Genomic DNA, 15620 nt, shown 5'->3' on the forward strand with positions numbered 1-15620 from the left:
CTAGAACCGCCACCAGGCGGCCACGAATGGCCCGCCGGCAGCACCGGTATTGCGGCCCATCACTGGCTGCTGGTAGCCCACCTGCCACTGGCTACCGCCGGGGGCGGTATACAGCGTGGACAGCTGCAGCTTGGTGAGGTCGTAGTTGGTGCCGGTGGCTACGAAACTGACGCCACCAGCAGAGCCGGGCACGTCGAAGTTGTTACGCCCGTTGCCCAAGCCCTGGATCACGTTGAGTTCGCCAAGCACTAGCCAGCTGGGGGTCAGACTCAGGCCAGTGGAGGCATCCACCCGCAGTTCGTCGGAGGCGGCACTGCCGCGCAGACGCACCGCACCGCCGAGGTCGACATAGCCATTGCGCCCACCCAGCGTGTATCCACGCCCGCGGCTGTAGCGCAACTCCAGACCATAGTCACCCAACCCCAAGGCCGGGTCGGAATTCGCACCAGGGGTGTTCGGGTGGTAGGTCTTGCTGCGGCCATAGGCTGGGATGCTCACCAGTGCCTGCACCGAACTGCGCCAGACATCGTCCTGCGCACTCGGCAGCGCGTAGCGCAGGCCGATTTCCTGATCGGCGAAGCCGGTGGTGCTGGCGCGGGTGCGGCCGTCTCCGCCGTGGTTGCTGAAACCCACGTCGGTGAAATAGAAGTTGCCGATGACGCTCAGTTGGTCAGTCAGGCCATGCTCGACGTAGACATTGAGCTGGTCCTGGCGGCTACGCCCGTTGCCATCGAACTGCTGTCCGTCACCGAAGGTGGTGCGGTGATGGCTGTCATCGAACCAACCGCGTCCATCGCTATGCAGCGCCTTGACGATCACCAGGGTGTCGCCTTGTGGCTGGGTCCAGGCACCGGCCATGGCGGTGTCAGGCAGCGCGGCGATCAGGCAACCCGCCGCAAGCAACGACACGACCGCCCGCTGGATGGGACGCCGTTGGGACTGGCTGCACTCTGGCGCCCGCTCAACCGAGCCGGACAGTGAGGGCGTGGCACACGACTGACGTGCCCGCGAGCGCGGGTCGTTCTGTAGGGACATTGCAGATTTCCTGGTGGGGGACCCGGAAGGGACAGGAAGCAATCGACGTTGATCACATTTCTAAGAGAAACGTATCACAGTTCCAGACACTATCGCATCACGGATTTATCACAAATTTAACGCGGCGAACTCAGCGTTGGCGTAGCAGCCGGGGCACCTGCGCCGCCGCATGGGTCCAGATCGCCGCCCAGACCCCGAGCCGCACCAGCAGCCCGCGTTGCGCGGACTCGAACTTGCAAAAATACCGCCACAGACCGCGGTGCTTGTGCCATTCCACAAAAAACGGGCGCGAACGGCTGGAGACCCCGCGCACGTGCACCACCTGCAGGTCATTGGCCACCGCCACCAGTGCGCCAGCCTGGCGCGCACGCCGGCACAGGTCCAGGTCCTCGGCATGCAGGCGGTAGCCGCCGTCCCAGCCGTCCAGGCGGTCGAACAGGCTGCGCTGCATCAGCATCAGGGCACCGGAGATGGCATCCACCGGTTGCAGCGCCAGCGCCAGGTCCGCAGGCACGGCCAGTTGGGCGGCGGCGCGCGGCGCACGCAGCATGGCAGCAAAGTCCGGGTCACGCCGGCGTACCGCGGCGTCGGGCTGGCCGTGTTCGTCCACCTGCTCCACCCCCAGCAACACTGCGGCATGGCCGCCAGCGCGCTCGCACAGCCGGCGCAGCGTGTCGTGCTCGACCATCAGGTCAGGGTTGATGAAGACCAGCCACGGCGCCTGCGAGTCGCGCGCGCCCTGGTTGCAGGCGGTGGCGAAGCCCGGGTTGTCCGGGTTGGCGATGAACTGCACGCGCGGATCGGCCAACGCATGCCGCTGCACCACATCCAGGGTGTCGTCGCTGGAGGCGTTGTCGACCACGCGGATCTCGCTGACGCCCTCGGCCGCACGCAACCGCGCCAGGCACGCGTCGATCGTGCTGCTGCTCTGGTAGGTGACAACGACGGCGGCTATCGAGAGGGAAGTCATCCAGCGATTATCCCGTGCCGCGCACCCGCAGCGCCATCGCCGCAGCGGCCGGGTGCATGGCGGTCGACAAACGCAGGGGGCATACTGCGCGCCCGGAACCGCCATGCGGTCTTCCGTGGACGCCGCCCTGCGGCGCACCTCCCACTTTTCAGCTTCGAGATGACGGCCAGCGACCCCACGGTTTCGCGCTGCCCTTTCACTCCCTGCGTCGCGGCCGCCTGATGGTGCCTGCGCTGCAACGACGGCCTGGCAGCGCCGTCTTGGATCTTGCCGGCATGCACGCCGGGCCCCGACGATCGGCCCCACCCTCCTGGTCTATACCAAGTCCGCAAGCCAGACCGCGCGCGGTCGCCGGCGGGCAGCCATGAACGGGCCGCATCACGTCCACGGCATGGGCCTGGAACTGGCCTTGCCGGATTGGCCGGTGCTGCGCGCCGACGAGATCCACCATGTGCTGCAGCGGTTCGTCGGGGGCGTCGGCACTGAAGCCGTGCGCTGGCATAGCGCGCGCCCGTTTTCCGCGGCGGCGTGTGTGGAGACGGCGGCCGGCATGGTCATCGTCAAACGGCATCACCACAGGGTGCGCACGGTGGAGACGCTGCGGCAGGAGCATGCCTTCATGGCGCATCTGCGTTGGGCAGGCGCGCCGGTGGTCGAAGTCCTGCACGACGCACAAGGCCGCACTGCGCTGACCGAGGCGGAGTGGGTCTACGAAGTGCAACGCGTGGGCCGCGGCCAGGACGTGTATCGCGATGCCTTGTCGTGGACCCCGTTCTGCAACGTTGCGCATGCGTTCGCGGCCGGCGCCGCGCTGGCACGCCTGCATATGTGCGCGCAGGGATTTGACGCGCCGCCGCGCCAGACCAGTGTGCTGGTGGCCAATCTGGCGTTGTTCACCCAGGAGGACCCGCTCCACGCCTTGGAACAGGCGCTGGCATCGCGTCCCGCGCTGGCGGCCGATCTGCGCCATCGGCCATGGCGTGCCGACATCGCCACCCACCTGCTGCCCTGGCATGCGCAGGCCTGGCCGTTGCTCTCTGCTCCTGGTGCGTTGCCGCCGCTGTGGACGCACGGCGACTGGCACGCCTCCAATCTGTTGTGGGACACCGATGCGGGCCACACGGAGGTCAGCGCGGTGTTCGACTTCGGCCTGTGCGATCGCAGTTTCGCGTTGTTCGATCTGGCCACGGCGATCGAACGCAATCTGATTCCATGGCTGAACCTGGACACCGCGCAGCGCGCCGAGCCGCAGCTGGAACAGCTCGACGCCTTGCTGGACGGCTACGCGCAGCACTGCCCGCTGGATGCGGCGCAACTGCGCCTGCTCGCGGCGTTACTGCCGATCGTGCATGCGGATTTTGCGCTCAGCGAGATCGGCTACTTCGCCGGCATTACCCGCTCGGCCGACAACGCCGACATCGCCTATCACCGTTATCTGCTCGGCCACGCGGACTGGTTTGCCAGCCCCGAGGGTTGTCGCCTGCGCGAGCATCTGCACGCGCGTGCGCGCCGGCTGCGCTGAGCGTCTTTCATCCTTTCTTCGAGTCTTGCGCATGTACGCACCCTGCCCTTCCCTGCTTTCTCTTCGTCCGCTCGCTTTGGCGCTGGCGCTGTGCATCACCTTGCCTGCGCTGGCACAGCAACAACCGGACGGCGCGGCCGTCCAACTGGATGCGGTCAACGTGCGGGGTGAGCGCGCCGATGCCGCCACCACGCTGAGCGGCTTTGGTACTACGTCGCTGCTGGATGCGCCGGCATCGATTGCGGTGATCGAGCGCCAGCAATTGCTCGACCGCCAGGCGCGCGTGCTCAGCGAGGTATTGCGCGCCGATGCCTCTGCCGGCGATGCGTATGCGCCGATCGGTTATTACGAAAACTTCGTGCTGCGCGGCTACTCGCTCAACGCCGCCAACAGCTACCGCATCAACGGGCTGAGCGCGGTAGGCGAGCAATCGATCGCGCTGGAAAACAAGCAGCAAGTGCAGATCCTCAAGGGACTGGCCGGGCTGCAATCCGGGGTCAACGAACCGGCGGGGCTGATCGACTACCGCACCAAGCGCCCCGAGCACGTGCGCAGCGTGACCCTGGGGACCGACGAACAAGGCTCGCGCTACATCGCGGCCGATCTGGGCGACTGGTTCGATGCCGATCGCACGCTGGGCGTGCGCGTGAATGCGGCGCGCGAAGATTTCCGCAGCTATGTCGACCATGCCGATGGCTACCGCAATTTCCTGTCGCTGGCCGGCGACTGGAAACCCACCGCGCAATCGCTGCTGCAGGTGGATGTGGAATACCAGCATCGGCAGCAGCGCTCCGTGCCCGGCTATCAGTTGCTGGGCGGCACGCAGGTGCCGCGCAACATCGATGTGCATCGCCTGCTCGGGTATCAGCCGTGGTCGCGGCCGGTGGAGATGGATTCGCTCAACGCGCAGCTGCGCTATGCCTACCAGTTCAACGAGGCGTGGCGCGCCAGTGTGGAAGCGTCGCGCAGCCGCTCAACCATCAACGATTTCTCCGCGTTTGCCTGGGGCTGCTATGGCGCGGCCAGCTGCGCGGACATTGCCACGCCGAATTTTTTCAGTGCGCAGGGCGAATACGACGTTTACGACTACCGCAGCCCGGACGACACCCGCGTGCACGACCAGCTGCGCGCCAGCCTGGATGGCCGCGTGACCACCGGCGCGCTGGACCACCAGCTGAGTATCGGTGCCGATTGGTTGCGCCGGACCATCGACCGCTACGGGTCGGTGAATGAGTTCGTCGGCAGCGGCAGCATCGATCGCGACCCGGAGGTCTTCGCGCAAACCGATGTCGCGCTGGACCCGAAACAGCGCCGCCTGGACAGCCGCCAGCGCGCCGTGGTGCTGGCCGACCGGATTGGCCTGGGCGGGCAATGGGAATTGGCGCTCGGTGCCCGCTACGTTCGCCTGGACGAGCGCGCCTTCGACCGCGATGGCGTGCTGGAACGCCGCACCCGCAAGGACGCATTGCTGCCGCAGGCGGCACTGCTGTTCAAACCGCAGCAGCAGGTCACCGTGTATGCGAGCTACGCCAAGAGCCTGGCTGCCGGTGGCACCGCACCATGGTTTGCCGACAACGCCGATGAAATCCTGCCGCCGACCAATGCCTATCAGCTGGAAACCGGCGCGAAATGGCAGCTGCAGGGCGTGCGCCTGGGCGCCGCCGTCTTCGATATCCGCCAGGCCTATCAGTTCACCCAGCCGCAGGCCGACGGTGGCCTGCTGTACGTGCAACAGGGGCGGCTGCACAACCGCGGCCTGGAGCTGTCTGCCGATGGCGCGGCGACCGCGCAACTGCAGCTATTTGCCAGCGTGGCGGCGATTCGCGCGCGGGCCGAAGACACCGGCATTGCCGCCTACGAAGGCCACCAGGCCATCAATGTGCCCAAGCTGCGCGCCAGCGTGCAGGCCGACTACCGCGTACCCGGCATCGACGGCCTGGCACTGCTGGCGGGTGTGCAATACAGCGGCCGCAAGTTTGCCGACCGCCTCGGCGGCGCCAGCGTCCCGGCCTACGCGGTGGCCAACCTGGGCACGCGTTACGCCACCACGCTGGGCGGGCTGGCCACCACCTGGCGCTTGAACGTGGACAACGTGTTCGACAAACGCTACTGGCGCGATGCGGGCGAATACCAGGGCGATGCCTATCTCTTCCCCGGCGCACCGCGCACCGCCCGGCTGACCGTGCAGGTGGATTTCTAACCCGCAATCGCTGCGCTGCGCCGTGTGCAGCGGCGCAGCGCATAAACCTGCAGCGCGTCTGCAGGCTCAGCGATCACGCGCAGCGCCATGACGGCACCCGCACCGTGCACGTGCGGCTGATCGGCAGCAATCACACAGCGTCCTGCACACCGTCCACCCACATCGCATCTTGCCTCCAGGCCACCATGTCCTTGCTCGAATCCATCGCCGTTGTGATCAACCTGCTGGGCGTGTGGCTCACTGCGCGGCGCATTCGCTGGTGCTGGCCGGTGGGCATCGTGGCCGTGGCGCTCTACGCCTGGCTGTTCTACCAATGGAAGCTGTATTCGGACATGTTGCTGCAGGGCGTGTACGTGCTGACGCAGTTATATGGTTGGTGGCAGTGGCAGCGCGGCACTGCACTGGAGACGCGTATCCGCCCGCTGCCAATGCCGCAACGTGAGCTGTGGCTGTCGCTGGGTCTTGGCGCCGGCTTCGCTGCCGCGTTGGGCGCCTACATGCACCACCGCACCGATGCGGCGTTGCCGTGGCTGGACGCGGCGCTCGCCAGCTTCAGCCTGGTGGCCAGCGTGTGGGCCGCGCGCAGGCGCATCGCCAACTGGGTGCTGTGGATCGTGCTGGACTGCGTGTATGTGGGCGTGTTCGTCAGCAAGGCGCTGTACCCCACCGCTCTGCTCTACGCCGGCTTCGTGGGCCTTGCCGTGTACGGTTGGCACAGCTGGAACGCCCAACGGCAGCGCACCCCGGTAAACGCGCAGTGACCTGAAACAGGTTTGTGGCCGCATTCTTCATTACCATCGGAGCACTCGTCTTTTCGGTCATCTCCCCGCACATGCTGTGTGTCACCCGTCAGCGGATCGCCGCATGAACGTCTCCCGCCAGTCCACCATCACCGATGCCATCAGCGCGCAGATCGCTGCGGGCGAATGGGGCCCGGACCAGCGCCTGCCGGTGGAGCGCGCGTTGGCCGAGCGTTTTGGCTGCACGCGCATCACCCTGCGTGAAGCCCTGCAGCAACTCGAAGCCGAAGGCCGCATCTACCGCGAGAATCGGCGTGGCTGGTTCGTCAGCGCACCGCGCGTGCGTTACGATCCCACCAGCATTGCCGGTTTCATGCAGTACGTGGCCGCGCAAGGGCGCAAGCCGCGCACCGAGCTGTTGAGCGCCACCCTGCAACCGGCCGGCGCGGTGTATGCCGCCGCGCTGCGCCTGCACCGCGTTCAAGAGCCGGTGTTCGTGCTGCAGCGGCGGCGCTGGATCGATCGCCGCGCGGTGCTGCTGGAAACCAACGTGGTGCTGGCCGCCTGGGCACCCGGGCTGCTTGAGCATGATCTGGCCGGCTCATTGTCGAGCGTGTTCAACCAGAAACTGGGCCTGTTCCTCAGCCGCAGCCAGTTGTCGATGCATCCGGCCGGCCTGGATGCGGCGCAGGCAATCCTGCTGCAGTCCACCACCGGCACGCCGTGCTTTCGGCTGCAGCGGGTGAGCTTCGCCGAAGACGGCAGCGCGGTGGAACTGGATATCGAATCCTGGCGCCACGATGCGCTGGATGTGGTGGTGCGCACCGAGGCGCCGACGCACTCGGCGCTGTAGCGCCGGGAATCGGGAATCGGGAATCGGGAATCGGGAATCGATGGTGAGCATTGCGCGCTGCGCACTTCGTTGCGTTCGCGAGCCTCAACGCGGCGGACAATGCGTCGCGAACGTTTGAGGGTGCGACACGCTAAAAAAACGGTTTAATGCGTATTGAATGGCCGCTGCGCTGCGCCTGTCTCGCCACTGCAAATACGTTCTTGTCAGTCGCTTTTATGCGTTCGGTCGCGACTCCCGCCCTGCACACCGGGCAGATTCGGTCGCGATCGAGCTACGCGTCGAACAAGGTGCGCTGCGGGTCCGGCGGCGGCAGGTCGGCCAGCAGGTGCGTCAGCTGCTCGCGCTGCGCACGCAGCGGGTCGTGCATCAGGAAGTTGGCCAGGCGCGCATGCCAGGCGGGCCATCGCGTGGCCAGTGCGTCCATGTCGCCATCGGCCGGGCGGCCTTCGTGCGGGGAAGCCACGAACGCGGTGTCGCACAGCACGTTGCGCCAACCCAACCCGGCCATGCGCAGGCTCAGATCGGTCAGCGCGGCGTACCACGAGCCATAACTGCTGGCATCCAGCCCGCCGGCCTTGCGACGTGCGCTGCCGCGCAATAGCACTGCATGGCCGGCGGCCGACGGCAATTCCGGATGCAGCGGCGGCATCGCCGCGCAGGCGGCGGCCAGGCGTTCGGGTGCTTCCGGCAGTGGATTGATTTCGCCCAGCCGTGGCCACGCACAGGCCTCGCCGGCATTGCTCCACGGGGTGGCGGTGGCAATCGCGGCATCGCGCGCAAAGCAGGCCTGCAGTTGCCGCAGCCAGCCCGGAAATGGGCGCGCATCGATGCCGAGCACCACCACATCGGCATCGCCACAGGCGGCGAGCATTTCATCCAGATGCGCCACCTCGCCCAGCATGCGCTGGCGGCGGGTGTGGTGCGCCTGCAGCTGCGTGCGCGCCAGCCAGTGTTCGATCACTGCGCGCCCGCGCGGGCCGGCCTGCGCATCGTCGGCCAGCCACACCCGCGTGCCGGCAGGCGTGGCGGCATCCAATGCACCAAGACACGCATCCAGCGCCTCGTCGTCGGTGCCGACCGGCACCAGTACGACAGGCAACGCCGCACTCATTGCGGCTTCTGGCTGGGTTTCAGCGGCTCCATCACCTTGAACTTCTGACCGTATTCGTCGGTGAGATTGCGCGCTTCCTGCGGGTTACGCACGATCGATGGAGTGATCAGCACGATGACTTCGCGGCGGGTCGTGTCCCGAGTCTTCTGACCAAACAAAGCACCGACCACCGGCAACTTGCTGAGGAACGGGACCCCCGAACTTCCGTCGCTGGTGCTGTCATCGATCAGGCCAGCCAGCATCATGGTGTCGCCACTCTGCACCGCAGCTTCGGTTTTGACACGGCGCGTATTGATGTCGACGTTACAGGCAGCGCTGTTGACGGTCGTGGTGGTTGCCGCCGTACATGCTGCGGGCCGTGCACCGGGCGTGCTGATTTCCTGCACGATGTCCAGGAACACCATACCGTCTTTGGTGACGCGCGGGCGCACTTTCAGGATCACACCGGTATCGATGTATTGCACCGACGAGAAGCTGCTGTCGCTGCCCAGCCCAGTGTTGATCGATGTGGAATTGATCGGAATACGCGAACCCACGTTGAGCGTGGCTTCGGCGTTGTTGCGCACAAAGACAGATGGCGTCTGCAGCAGGCGGATATTGGTGACCTGATCAAGCGCGCTGATGACCGCAGCCGCATTTTTCCCAAGGAATGTCCAACCCACACCGTTGTTGGTGATGCTTCCTGCGATGTCGCCCCAGATATTGCGGCCCGCAGCAGATGGCAACGCCGGACCACCGTTGCCGTTGGCATCGAACGGTGTGGTCACCGCATTCTCGAAGTACCAGTTCACCCCGTACTGCAGCTGCCCAGTCAAATTCACCTCAGCCACCTGCGCTTCGATATGCACCTGCATCGGCATCACATCGAGCTTTTCGATGACGTCGCGGATCGAGCTCCACGATTGCGGGGTGGCGCGCACCAGCAAGGTGTTGGTTTCGGCCACCGCAGAAACACCGACCTTGTCGCCTTCCACTTCCAGCGTGACCGCACCATTGCCGTTGCTGCGCGGCGACAATTGCAGGCTGCCGTTGCCCAGGCCACCGCTACTGCCACTGCTGCCACCACCGACGCCGCTGCTGCCGCCGAAGCTGCCGCCTCCACCGCTGCTGTCGCCGTTTTCGCCAATGCTGCCACCGGTCATGCCGGAGCTGCCGCCCATGCTGCTGTCGCGATTACCCAGTGCGCCGCCAAGCACGCTGGTTTCCGAGCCCGGTGCCAGCGAGGCGTTGGAATCACCCCCCTGGCCACGCCCGCCGCCGAACACTTCCGACAGGCGATCGGCCAGGTCCTTGGCCTTGATGTATTTCAGCTCATACGAAAACAGGCGCACGCCGCCACCGGCACTGTCGATGCGGTCCAACCACTGCTGGATCTGGTCCAGATAGCGCGGCTGCGGTGTGATCACCAGCACCGCGTTGGCGTTTTCCAGCGGCATGAAACGGAACATGCCGGCACTGGGGGTCTTGCTCTGTTCGCCGAAGACCTTTTCCAGATCGGCGCTGACCTTTTCGGCCTTGCCGGACTGGATCGGGAACACGCCCACCGACATGCCCGACAACCAGTCCACGTCGAAGATCTGCACGGTGCGCAGATAGTTTTCCAGCTCGGCACGCGTACCGCCCAGGGTGATCACGTTGCGCGAGGCATCGGTACCGACGATCGCGTTCGGCCGCGCGTACGGCTCCAGCACTTTCTTCATTTCGCTGGCGGAGATGTACTTCAGCGGCACCACACGCACCTCGAAGCCGCGCGCGGCCGATGGTGAGGCGGTGCTGGGCGCGACCGTGCCGGCCAGCGCCTGGTCGGCCGGCACGATGTTGTAGCGGCCACCGCTGAACACCATGCGCGCGTTGTTCCAGCCCAGCACCATCTCCAGCAGGTTCAGCGCCTGCGCGGGCGACACCGGGTTGGGGGTAGCCAGGGTGACGGTGCCTTGCACGCCCGGGGCGATCACGTAGTTCTGGCCGAGCATGTCGCCCAGGATCGCCTTGACCACGGCCTGTACCGATTCGCCTTCGAAGTTGAAGGTGGCACTGCCGCTGCTGGCCATGCCCAGGGTGGGCGATGGGGCCGCGGCGGCGCTCTGGTTGATCATGGTGCCGCTGCCGCGCCGGATCACCGGGGTCGGCTTGGCGCTAGCGTTGCCGTCGGCGCGTTGTTCGGCGGTGGTCTGGGTGGCGCCGGCGGCGCCGACTTGCGGATCCAGGCGCGCGTCGCGGCGCACGTCCGGTGGCGGAGTGGTGGCGCAACCGGCCAGCAGGCCAATCAGCAGGGACACGGGAAACAGGCGCGGCGTCATGCGTTCACTCATTGGGTCTGACCGGGGGTGGAGCCGCCCTGGCGCTGCTGTTGCAGCTGGCGGCGTCGGGCTTCGATACGTTCACGGATGGCGCGCATCTGCTCATCGGAGGGGCGTGGTGCTTCCTGGGCGCCATCGCTGCGCTGCGGCGGCACCGTCGGCGGCGCCTGGCCACCGGGCTGCTGCTGAGGCACCTCGGCTGGCGGCGGCGCGGGTGTTGCAGGTGCCGGCGGAACATTCGGCGGCAACGGCGGCACGGCACCGGGCGCCTGCGGGCGGCCCCCGATGGCGGTTGGCGGCTGCCCGCCCTGGCCGTTGAACACCTGCAGCTCCAGGGTCTGGGTGCCGCCCGGGCCTTCGATGGTTGCACTGCGTGGCTGCAGGGCCAGCAACCGGTATCCCTTCACCGCATCGCCGCCCAGCTGCACCCGCACCGAATCGGCCGGATCCAGCGTAAGCGTGGCCATCTTGAAGGTGGAGGTCAGCAGCACGCCGGTCAGGCGCACCGTGGAGGCGGCGCCGCTGCCGTCGTTGCCGGACAGGAAGAACGGGTGCGGCAGGCGATCTTCGGCAAACGCCGGATGCGCGGCGATCTCGGCGTATTTCTCGAACGGCCCCAGCCGCTCCGGGGCCGGTGCCGGCAACGCCGGCAGGCGCTGCACCAGGGCCGGGTCATCGGGCAGCAATTCCACCCGCTTGCCCAGGCCGGCCACGGCCAGCACGCAGACCAGCAACGCCCAGCCGACCACAGTGGCCAGCAACCAGGTGCGCAGGCCGATCATTTCAAGGCGCATTGCTGGCCTCCCCGGCGGCAGGCGCGGCGCCGGTGTTCACCGGGCCGGCATTGCTGCCCGGCCGCAGGTAGCCGGCCAGTTCGAAGGCGATATCCAGGCCGTTGCCGCTTTCGTTGGGTGAGAGCTGGTAGCGCTGCGCCATCACGTTGAGGTTGTCCACGAACAGGCGCGGCGTGCCGTTTTCCAGGCTGTACAAGACCGAGGCCAGTTCCGGCGTGCCGCAGCGCAAGCGCACCTGCACCGCCACGCGGGTGAAGCGCTTGGTTTCCGGCTGCAGCGGCGAGCGGTTGCTGATCGCGCAGCTGCGGTTGCCCGGGCTGGCGTCGACCACGGCACGTTCCAGCCGCTGCACCAGCCCGGCCGAGGCCAGCTCGGCGGAACTCTCCGGCAAGAAGCCGGGGCGGCTTTGCAGCGTCTGCCTGGCCTGCTGCAGGCGCTGGCTGACCTGTGGAGCCTGTTGCAACTGCACGCGTACACGCAATTCGCGCTCGCGCAGCGATTGCAGGTCGTCCTGCACGGCGAGCATCGGCTGGGTGAACCACGGGTGCACCAACACCAGATATGCCACGCCCATCACCAGCAGCAACAGGCCCAAGGCGATCCAGCGATCGCGTTTAACGCTGCGCGGCATCGGCGGCCTCCTTGGCATCGGGACCGGCCAGTTCGGCGGTGATGGTGAAGCGGTCCACGTTGCGGCCGGCATCGCTCTGCAGCACGCCGGTCAGCGATGGCGTGTGCCACAGCGGCGAACCTTCAAGACGGCGCACCAGCGAGGAGGCCTCCTTGCTCAAACCGATCAACTGCAATTGCCCGCCCTCGACCGAAAACTTTTCCAGATAGGTACCGCTGGGCAGGCGGCGGCTCAATTCGTCCCAGATTTCCACCGAAGTCGGACGCGTGGCACGTTGCTCCTGGAAGAACGCTGCACCCTCCACCAGTTCCAGCAACTGCTGGCGCTCGGCGGCCACCTGGCGCGCGCGCCCGGCATTGGCCTGCACCTTGGTACGCAGGTCGTCGGCGGCCTGGCGGCGGTTGTCCAGCAGCAGCCAGCCGGCCACCGCGAGCAACACCAGCGCGGCCACGGCGAGCAACAGATTCCAGCGCTGCATCGGGTCGCTGCGGCGCAAGCGGCGGGCCGGCGGCAGCAGGTTCACGCCCAACGGCGCGCCGCGCGCATCGGCCACGTCGATCCCGGACAACGCGTTGCTCCAGGCCTCGGGCACGCCGGCCGGGCCGTCGATCATGCGCCGCGGCACCACTACTAGTTCGGCGTCGAGCTGGCCGTCTTCGCGCACGTCGAGCACGCGTGCATCGAAGTACACCTGGTCGGCGGTGAACGGGGTTTGCCGGTCGATCTCGAAGCGCGCCACGTCCTGCAGGCGTGCAGCGGCGGCGGCAGGCAGCCGCAACGGGCGGCGCAGCGCATGGCTGGCCGGCAGCAGCCAATGCTGCGGCAAGCCTTCCAGCGCGGTGGGCAGCAGCGCGTTCACTTCCTGCGGTTGCACCGGCCACGGCAGGCTGGCGACGGTGTCGCTGGTCTGGTCGCGCTGACGCAGCAACTGCAGCGCCTCGCCATCCAGCTGCAATAGCAGCCGTGACTGCGACAGGCCAAGCTGCCACTGCCAGCGCTGCGGCAACCACGCCAGCAACGATTGCTGCCACCAACGCCAGAAGCCGCCCGCGCCGGGCATGGCGCGAACGCCAATGCGTCCCAAGGTATCCCGCCACGCGGTCATTGCACTGCTGCTCCCTCTTCCCAACGCAAAACGGTGTAGGCGGACCCGGGCAGGGCCGACGCACCGGTGCGCACGACCGCACGCAGCACGGCCTCGCGTCCCTGACTCAGGCGTGCCCGGCTCTCGATACTATAAGTGTCTGTCCCACCAAGCGTCGCGTCGCTGCCTGGCAAACCCAGCGGCGCGTCACGCTGCGCCAGCAGTTGCTGCGCATCCAGGCCCATGGCGGTGAGCACCGGGCCGGTGGCAAAGCGCGCTTCCGGGCGCGAACGGCCGCTGTACAAGGTGACATGCGGCAACAGCTTGCGGTACAGCTCTGCGTCCATGCCCAGCACCAGGCGCAATTCGCCCAGTGTTTCAAACGGACCATCCTTGGCGCCATACGGCAGCCCGGCATCGGCGTAGTCGCGATCTTCCGCACCACCGCCCGGCTGCGTGAGCGTGTCGCCATCGCGCCAATCCACGATTGCGCCAGCCAGGCGCACATCGCGCCCGGCTTCGCCACCCACTGCGCGCACCAGCCCGGCGAGCAGCGTTGGCTCGGCCATGTTCAGATCCACCTTGCCGCTCTCATCGATGATGCGGATCTCCACGTTGGCATCGTCCATCTGCCAACGATAGCGGCGCCCGTCCGGACGCCAGCGCGCTTGCGGCTCGCCACTGCTCAATCGCGACAGCGCGTATTCCATGCCGGCGCGTGCGTATTCCTGCGCCTGGCCGCCGTTGCGCAGCATGGACCCCTGTAGCGCTTCCACGCGCGCGGTCAATGCAAACGCGCCGATCATCGCGGTGAGCAAGGCGATCAACCACAACACCAGCACCAGCGCTGCGCCGCGCATCGTCTTCATTGCGCCAGCGCTCCACCACCGCCGGACTGCGGCAACGCCACCACCACTGGCGGCCAGGCCGCGCCGCCGCTGCGGATGTCGATGCGCACCAGCAAGGGCAGGCGATCATGCCATTCCCATTGCGGCAGCCACCCACTCAGCGCACCGCTTTGTGGATCGAGCCCGCGATAGCGAAAGCTCACCTGCTGCACGTCATCGGCCAGCGTTTCAGCCGGCAAGGCGTTGCCTTCTTCGATCTCCTTGCCCGATTGCAACATGGTCAGCGCAATGGTGAGCGTGCGCTGCTCGCCATCGCCCACCACCGACACGTCATGCAGATACGGCCCGCCGCGGCCCAGATAATCCGGCACATCGGCGGCAAACCGCATGCGCTGCGGCTCGCCGACGAATAGCATCGGTTGCTGGCTTTGCGTATCGATGCCCATCGCGATCGGCAACGCGGCAGACAACCGGCGACGCAAGAATTCTTCTACCGCGCGCGTGCGTTCGCTGCGTTGCGCAATGGCTTCGCCGCGCTGGCTGATCGCGCTGGCCGAACGCAACGTGGCAAAGGCCAGCGCCAGCCCGCCGACCAGCAGCATCGTGGCCAGCAGCACTTCGATCAGGGTGAACCCGGCAGCGCGCGGACGTATCACGCGGGGTTGCCCTGTGCGGTGGCCGTCACCAGCCGCAACGTGCGCCATAACAAGCGCTGGTTGGGTTGCTCGCCCCACCGCACCACCAAGGTGAGCTGCAGCAGCGTGGGGGCGCTCGGGTCTGCCGGCGCCTGCGCATTGCGACGCGGTTCGTCGTAGGGGCGCACATCCAGCGACCAGCGAAAATGCCCGTCTTCCAGGCTGCCTTGCTGCTGCCCCGGCACCAGCGGTTGTTCCATGCCCTGCACGGCCAGCAACGACTGCGCATGCAAGGTGGCGCGGGTGCTTTCATCGGCCCCACGCACCTGCCGCGCCGCACCGGACAAGGAGCCGAGCAACAGCGTCAGCGCCAAGGCAAGCAACGCAAAAGCCACGATCACTTCGATCAACGAATAGCCGCGCTGATGCTTCATGGCATTGGCGTCCGCAGCGGGCCGGAACGCACCTCACCGGTGATCCAGCCCACGTCCACGCGCCAGCGCGCGTCCTTGATGGTCAGATCGATGCGCCCGCCGGTGGAGGCGCCATCGGCAAAGAACTGAATGGCGCCCTGATCCTGGCGCGATTGCACCTGACGTGCACCGGTGAAGCGCACCTCCAGGGCAGCGGGCAGGTCGCCGTGATGGCCGCCGGGCGCTTCCCAACGCCGCTGCTGGGGGTCGATCAGAAAGCGCTGCGGCGTGCCGGTGGCGATGGCCTGGGTGCGCGTATAGCGCAGTTGCGCGGCGATGGCCTTGCCCGCGCTGCGCAGACGCATGCCGTCGATGCCGCCGGTGAGCGCGGCGGCGGCCAGCACACCGGCCAGCGCGATCAGCGCGATGACCAGCAGCATCTCCAGCAACGAGCTGCCACGCAGCTGCCTGCGCACAACGGGCG

General features: G+C 67.1%; 15 protein-coding genes. 4 read left to right on the forward strand and 11 right to left on the reverse strand.

Going from position 1 to position 15620, the window contains the following annotated elements; all coding sequences use genetic code 11:
* The gene (locus QRM60_RS13670; RefSeq protein ID WP_285446393.1) at positions 1 to 1035 is read right to left on the reverse strand and encodes a hypothetical protein; all 1035 of its coding nucleotides are present in this window, start codon (positions 1033 to 1035) and stop codon (positions 1 to 3) included.
* Between the two features lie 130 nt (positions 1036 to 1165).
* Positions 1166 to 2005 carry a glycosyltransferase family 2 protein gene (locus tag QRM60_RS13675; RefSeq protein ID WP_285446394.1) on the reverse strand — a complete coding sequence of 280 codons (840 nt, stop codon included), beginning with the start codon at positions 2003 to 2005 and terminating at the stop codon, positions 1166 to 1168.
* Between the two features lie 364 nt (positions 2006 to 2369).
* Between QRM60_RS13675 and QRM60_RS13680 the strand changes: the two genes are divergently transcribed.
* From QRM60_RS13680 to QRM60_RS13695, 4 genes are all read left to right on the forward strand, one after another.
* Positions 2370 to 3527 (forward strand): aminoglycoside phosphotransferase family protein, encoded by a 1158-nt coding sequence (locus tag QRM60_RS13680; RefSeq protein ID WP_115555371.1) that lies wholly within the window; start codon positions 2370 to 2372, stop codon positions 3525 to 3527.
* 31 nt (positions 3528 to 3558) lie between these two features.
* On the forward strand, positions 3559 to 5727 hold the full coding sequence (locus QRM60_RS13685; RefSeq protein ID WP_285446395.1) for a TonB-dependent receptor: 2169 nt from the start codon (positions 3559 to 3561) through the stop codon (positions 5725 to 5727).
* A 185-nt stretch (positions 5728 to 5912) separates the two neighbouring features.
* Positions 5913 to 6488, forward strand: a complete 576-nt coding sequence (gene pnuC / locus QRM60_RS13690; protein WP_225042303.1) for a nicotinamide riboside transporter PnuC — start codon at positions 5913 to 5915, stop codon at positions 6486 to 6488.
* Between the two features lie 103 nt (positions 6489 to 6591).
* The gene (locus QRM60_RS13695) at positions 6592 to 7320 is read left to right on the forward strand and encodes a UTRA domain-containing protein (RefSeq protein WP_070691829.1); all 729 of its coding nucleotides are present in this window, start codon (positions 6592 to 6594) and stop codon (positions 7318 to 7320) included.
* A 271-nt stretch (positions 7321 to 7591) separates the two neighbouring features.
* Here QRM60_RS13695 and QRM60_RS13700 read toward each other — a convergent pair whose 3' ends face one another.
* The 9 genes from QRM60_RS13700 to QRM60_RS13740 are packed head-to-tail and all read right to left on the reverse strand — an operon-like array spanning position 7592 to position 15576.
* Positions 7592 to 8431: a glycosyltransferase gene (locus tag QRM60_RS13700; RefSeq protein ID WP_115539624.1), complete on the reverse strand. Its 840-nt coding sequence runs from the start codon at positions 8429 to 8431 to the stop codon at positions 7592 to 7594.
* On the reverse strand, positions 8428 to 10743 hold the full coding sequence (gspD, locus tag QRM60_RS13705) for a type II secretion system secretin GspD (RefSeq protein WP_115539623.1): 2316 nt from the start codon (positions 10741 to 10743) through the stop codon (positions 8428 to 8430). Before gspD ends, QRM60_RS13700 begins: the two co-directional genes overlap by 4 nt.
* Entirely contained in the window at positions 10740 to 11525 is a 786-nt protein-coding gene (gene xpsN / locus QRM60_RS13710) for a type II secretion system protein XpsN (protein WP_011035909.1), read from the reverse strand. Before xpsN ends, gspD begins: the two co-directional genes overlap by 4 nt.
* Positions 11515 to 12156, reverse strand: coding sequence for a type II secretion system protein GspM (gene gspM, locus QRM60_RS13715; RefSeq protein WP_011035908.1), 642 nt, complete (start codon positions 12154 to 12156; stop codon positions 11515 to 11517). Before gspM ends, xpsN begins: the two co-directional genes overlap by 11 nt.
* On the reverse strand, positions 12140 to 13261 hold the full coding sequence (locus QRM60_RS13720; RefSeq protein WP_285446396.1) for a PilN domain-containing protein: 1122 nt from the start codon (positions 13259 to 13261) through the stop codon (positions 12140 to 12142). The genes gspM and QRM60_RS13720 overlap by 17 nt, the downstream gene beginning before the upstream one ends.
* Positions 13258 to 14109, reverse strand: coding sequence for a type II secretion system protein GspK (locus QRM60_RS13725; protein WP_076036428.1), 852 nt, complete (start codon positions 14107 to 14109; stop codon positions 13258 to 13260). The genes QRM60_RS13720 and QRM60_RS13725 overlap by 4 nt, the downstream gene beginning before the upstream one ends.
* The gene (locus QRM60_RS13730) at positions 14106 to 14744 is read right to left on the reverse strand and encodes a type II secretion system protein J (RefSeq protein WP_075286162.1); all 639 of its coding nucleotides are present in this window, start codon (positions 14742 to 14744) and stop codon (positions 14106 to 14108) included. The genes QRM60_RS13725 and QRM60_RS13730 overlap by 4 nt, the downstream gene beginning before the upstream one ends.
* Positions 14741 to 15157: a prepilin-type N-terminal cleavage/methylation domain-containing protein gene (locus QRM60_RS13735; protein WP_115539619.1), complete on the reverse strand. Its 417-nt coding sequence runs from the start codon at positions 15155 to 15157 to the stop codon at positions 14741 to 14743. Before QRM60_RS13735 ends, QRM60_RS13730 begins: the two co-directional genes overlap by 4 nt.
* The gene (locus QRM60_RS13740; protein ID WP_228442928.1) at positions 15154 to 15576 is read right to left on the reverse strand and encodes a GspH/FimT family pseudopilin; all 423 of its coding nucleotides are present in this window, start codon (positions 15574 to 15576) and stop codon (positions 15154 to 15156) included. Before QRM60_RS13740 ends, QRM60_RS13735 begins: the two co-directional genes overlap by 4 nt.
* Positions 15577 to 15620: the final 44 nt, after the last annotated feature.

The sequence above is a fragment of the Xanthomonas sp. fls2-241-TYG-148 genome (genome assembly GCF_030208815.1).
Taxonomy (GTDB): domain Bacteria; phylum Pseudomonadota; class Gammaproteobacteria; order Xanthomonadales; family Xanthomonadaceae; genus Xanthomonas; species Xanthomonas campestris.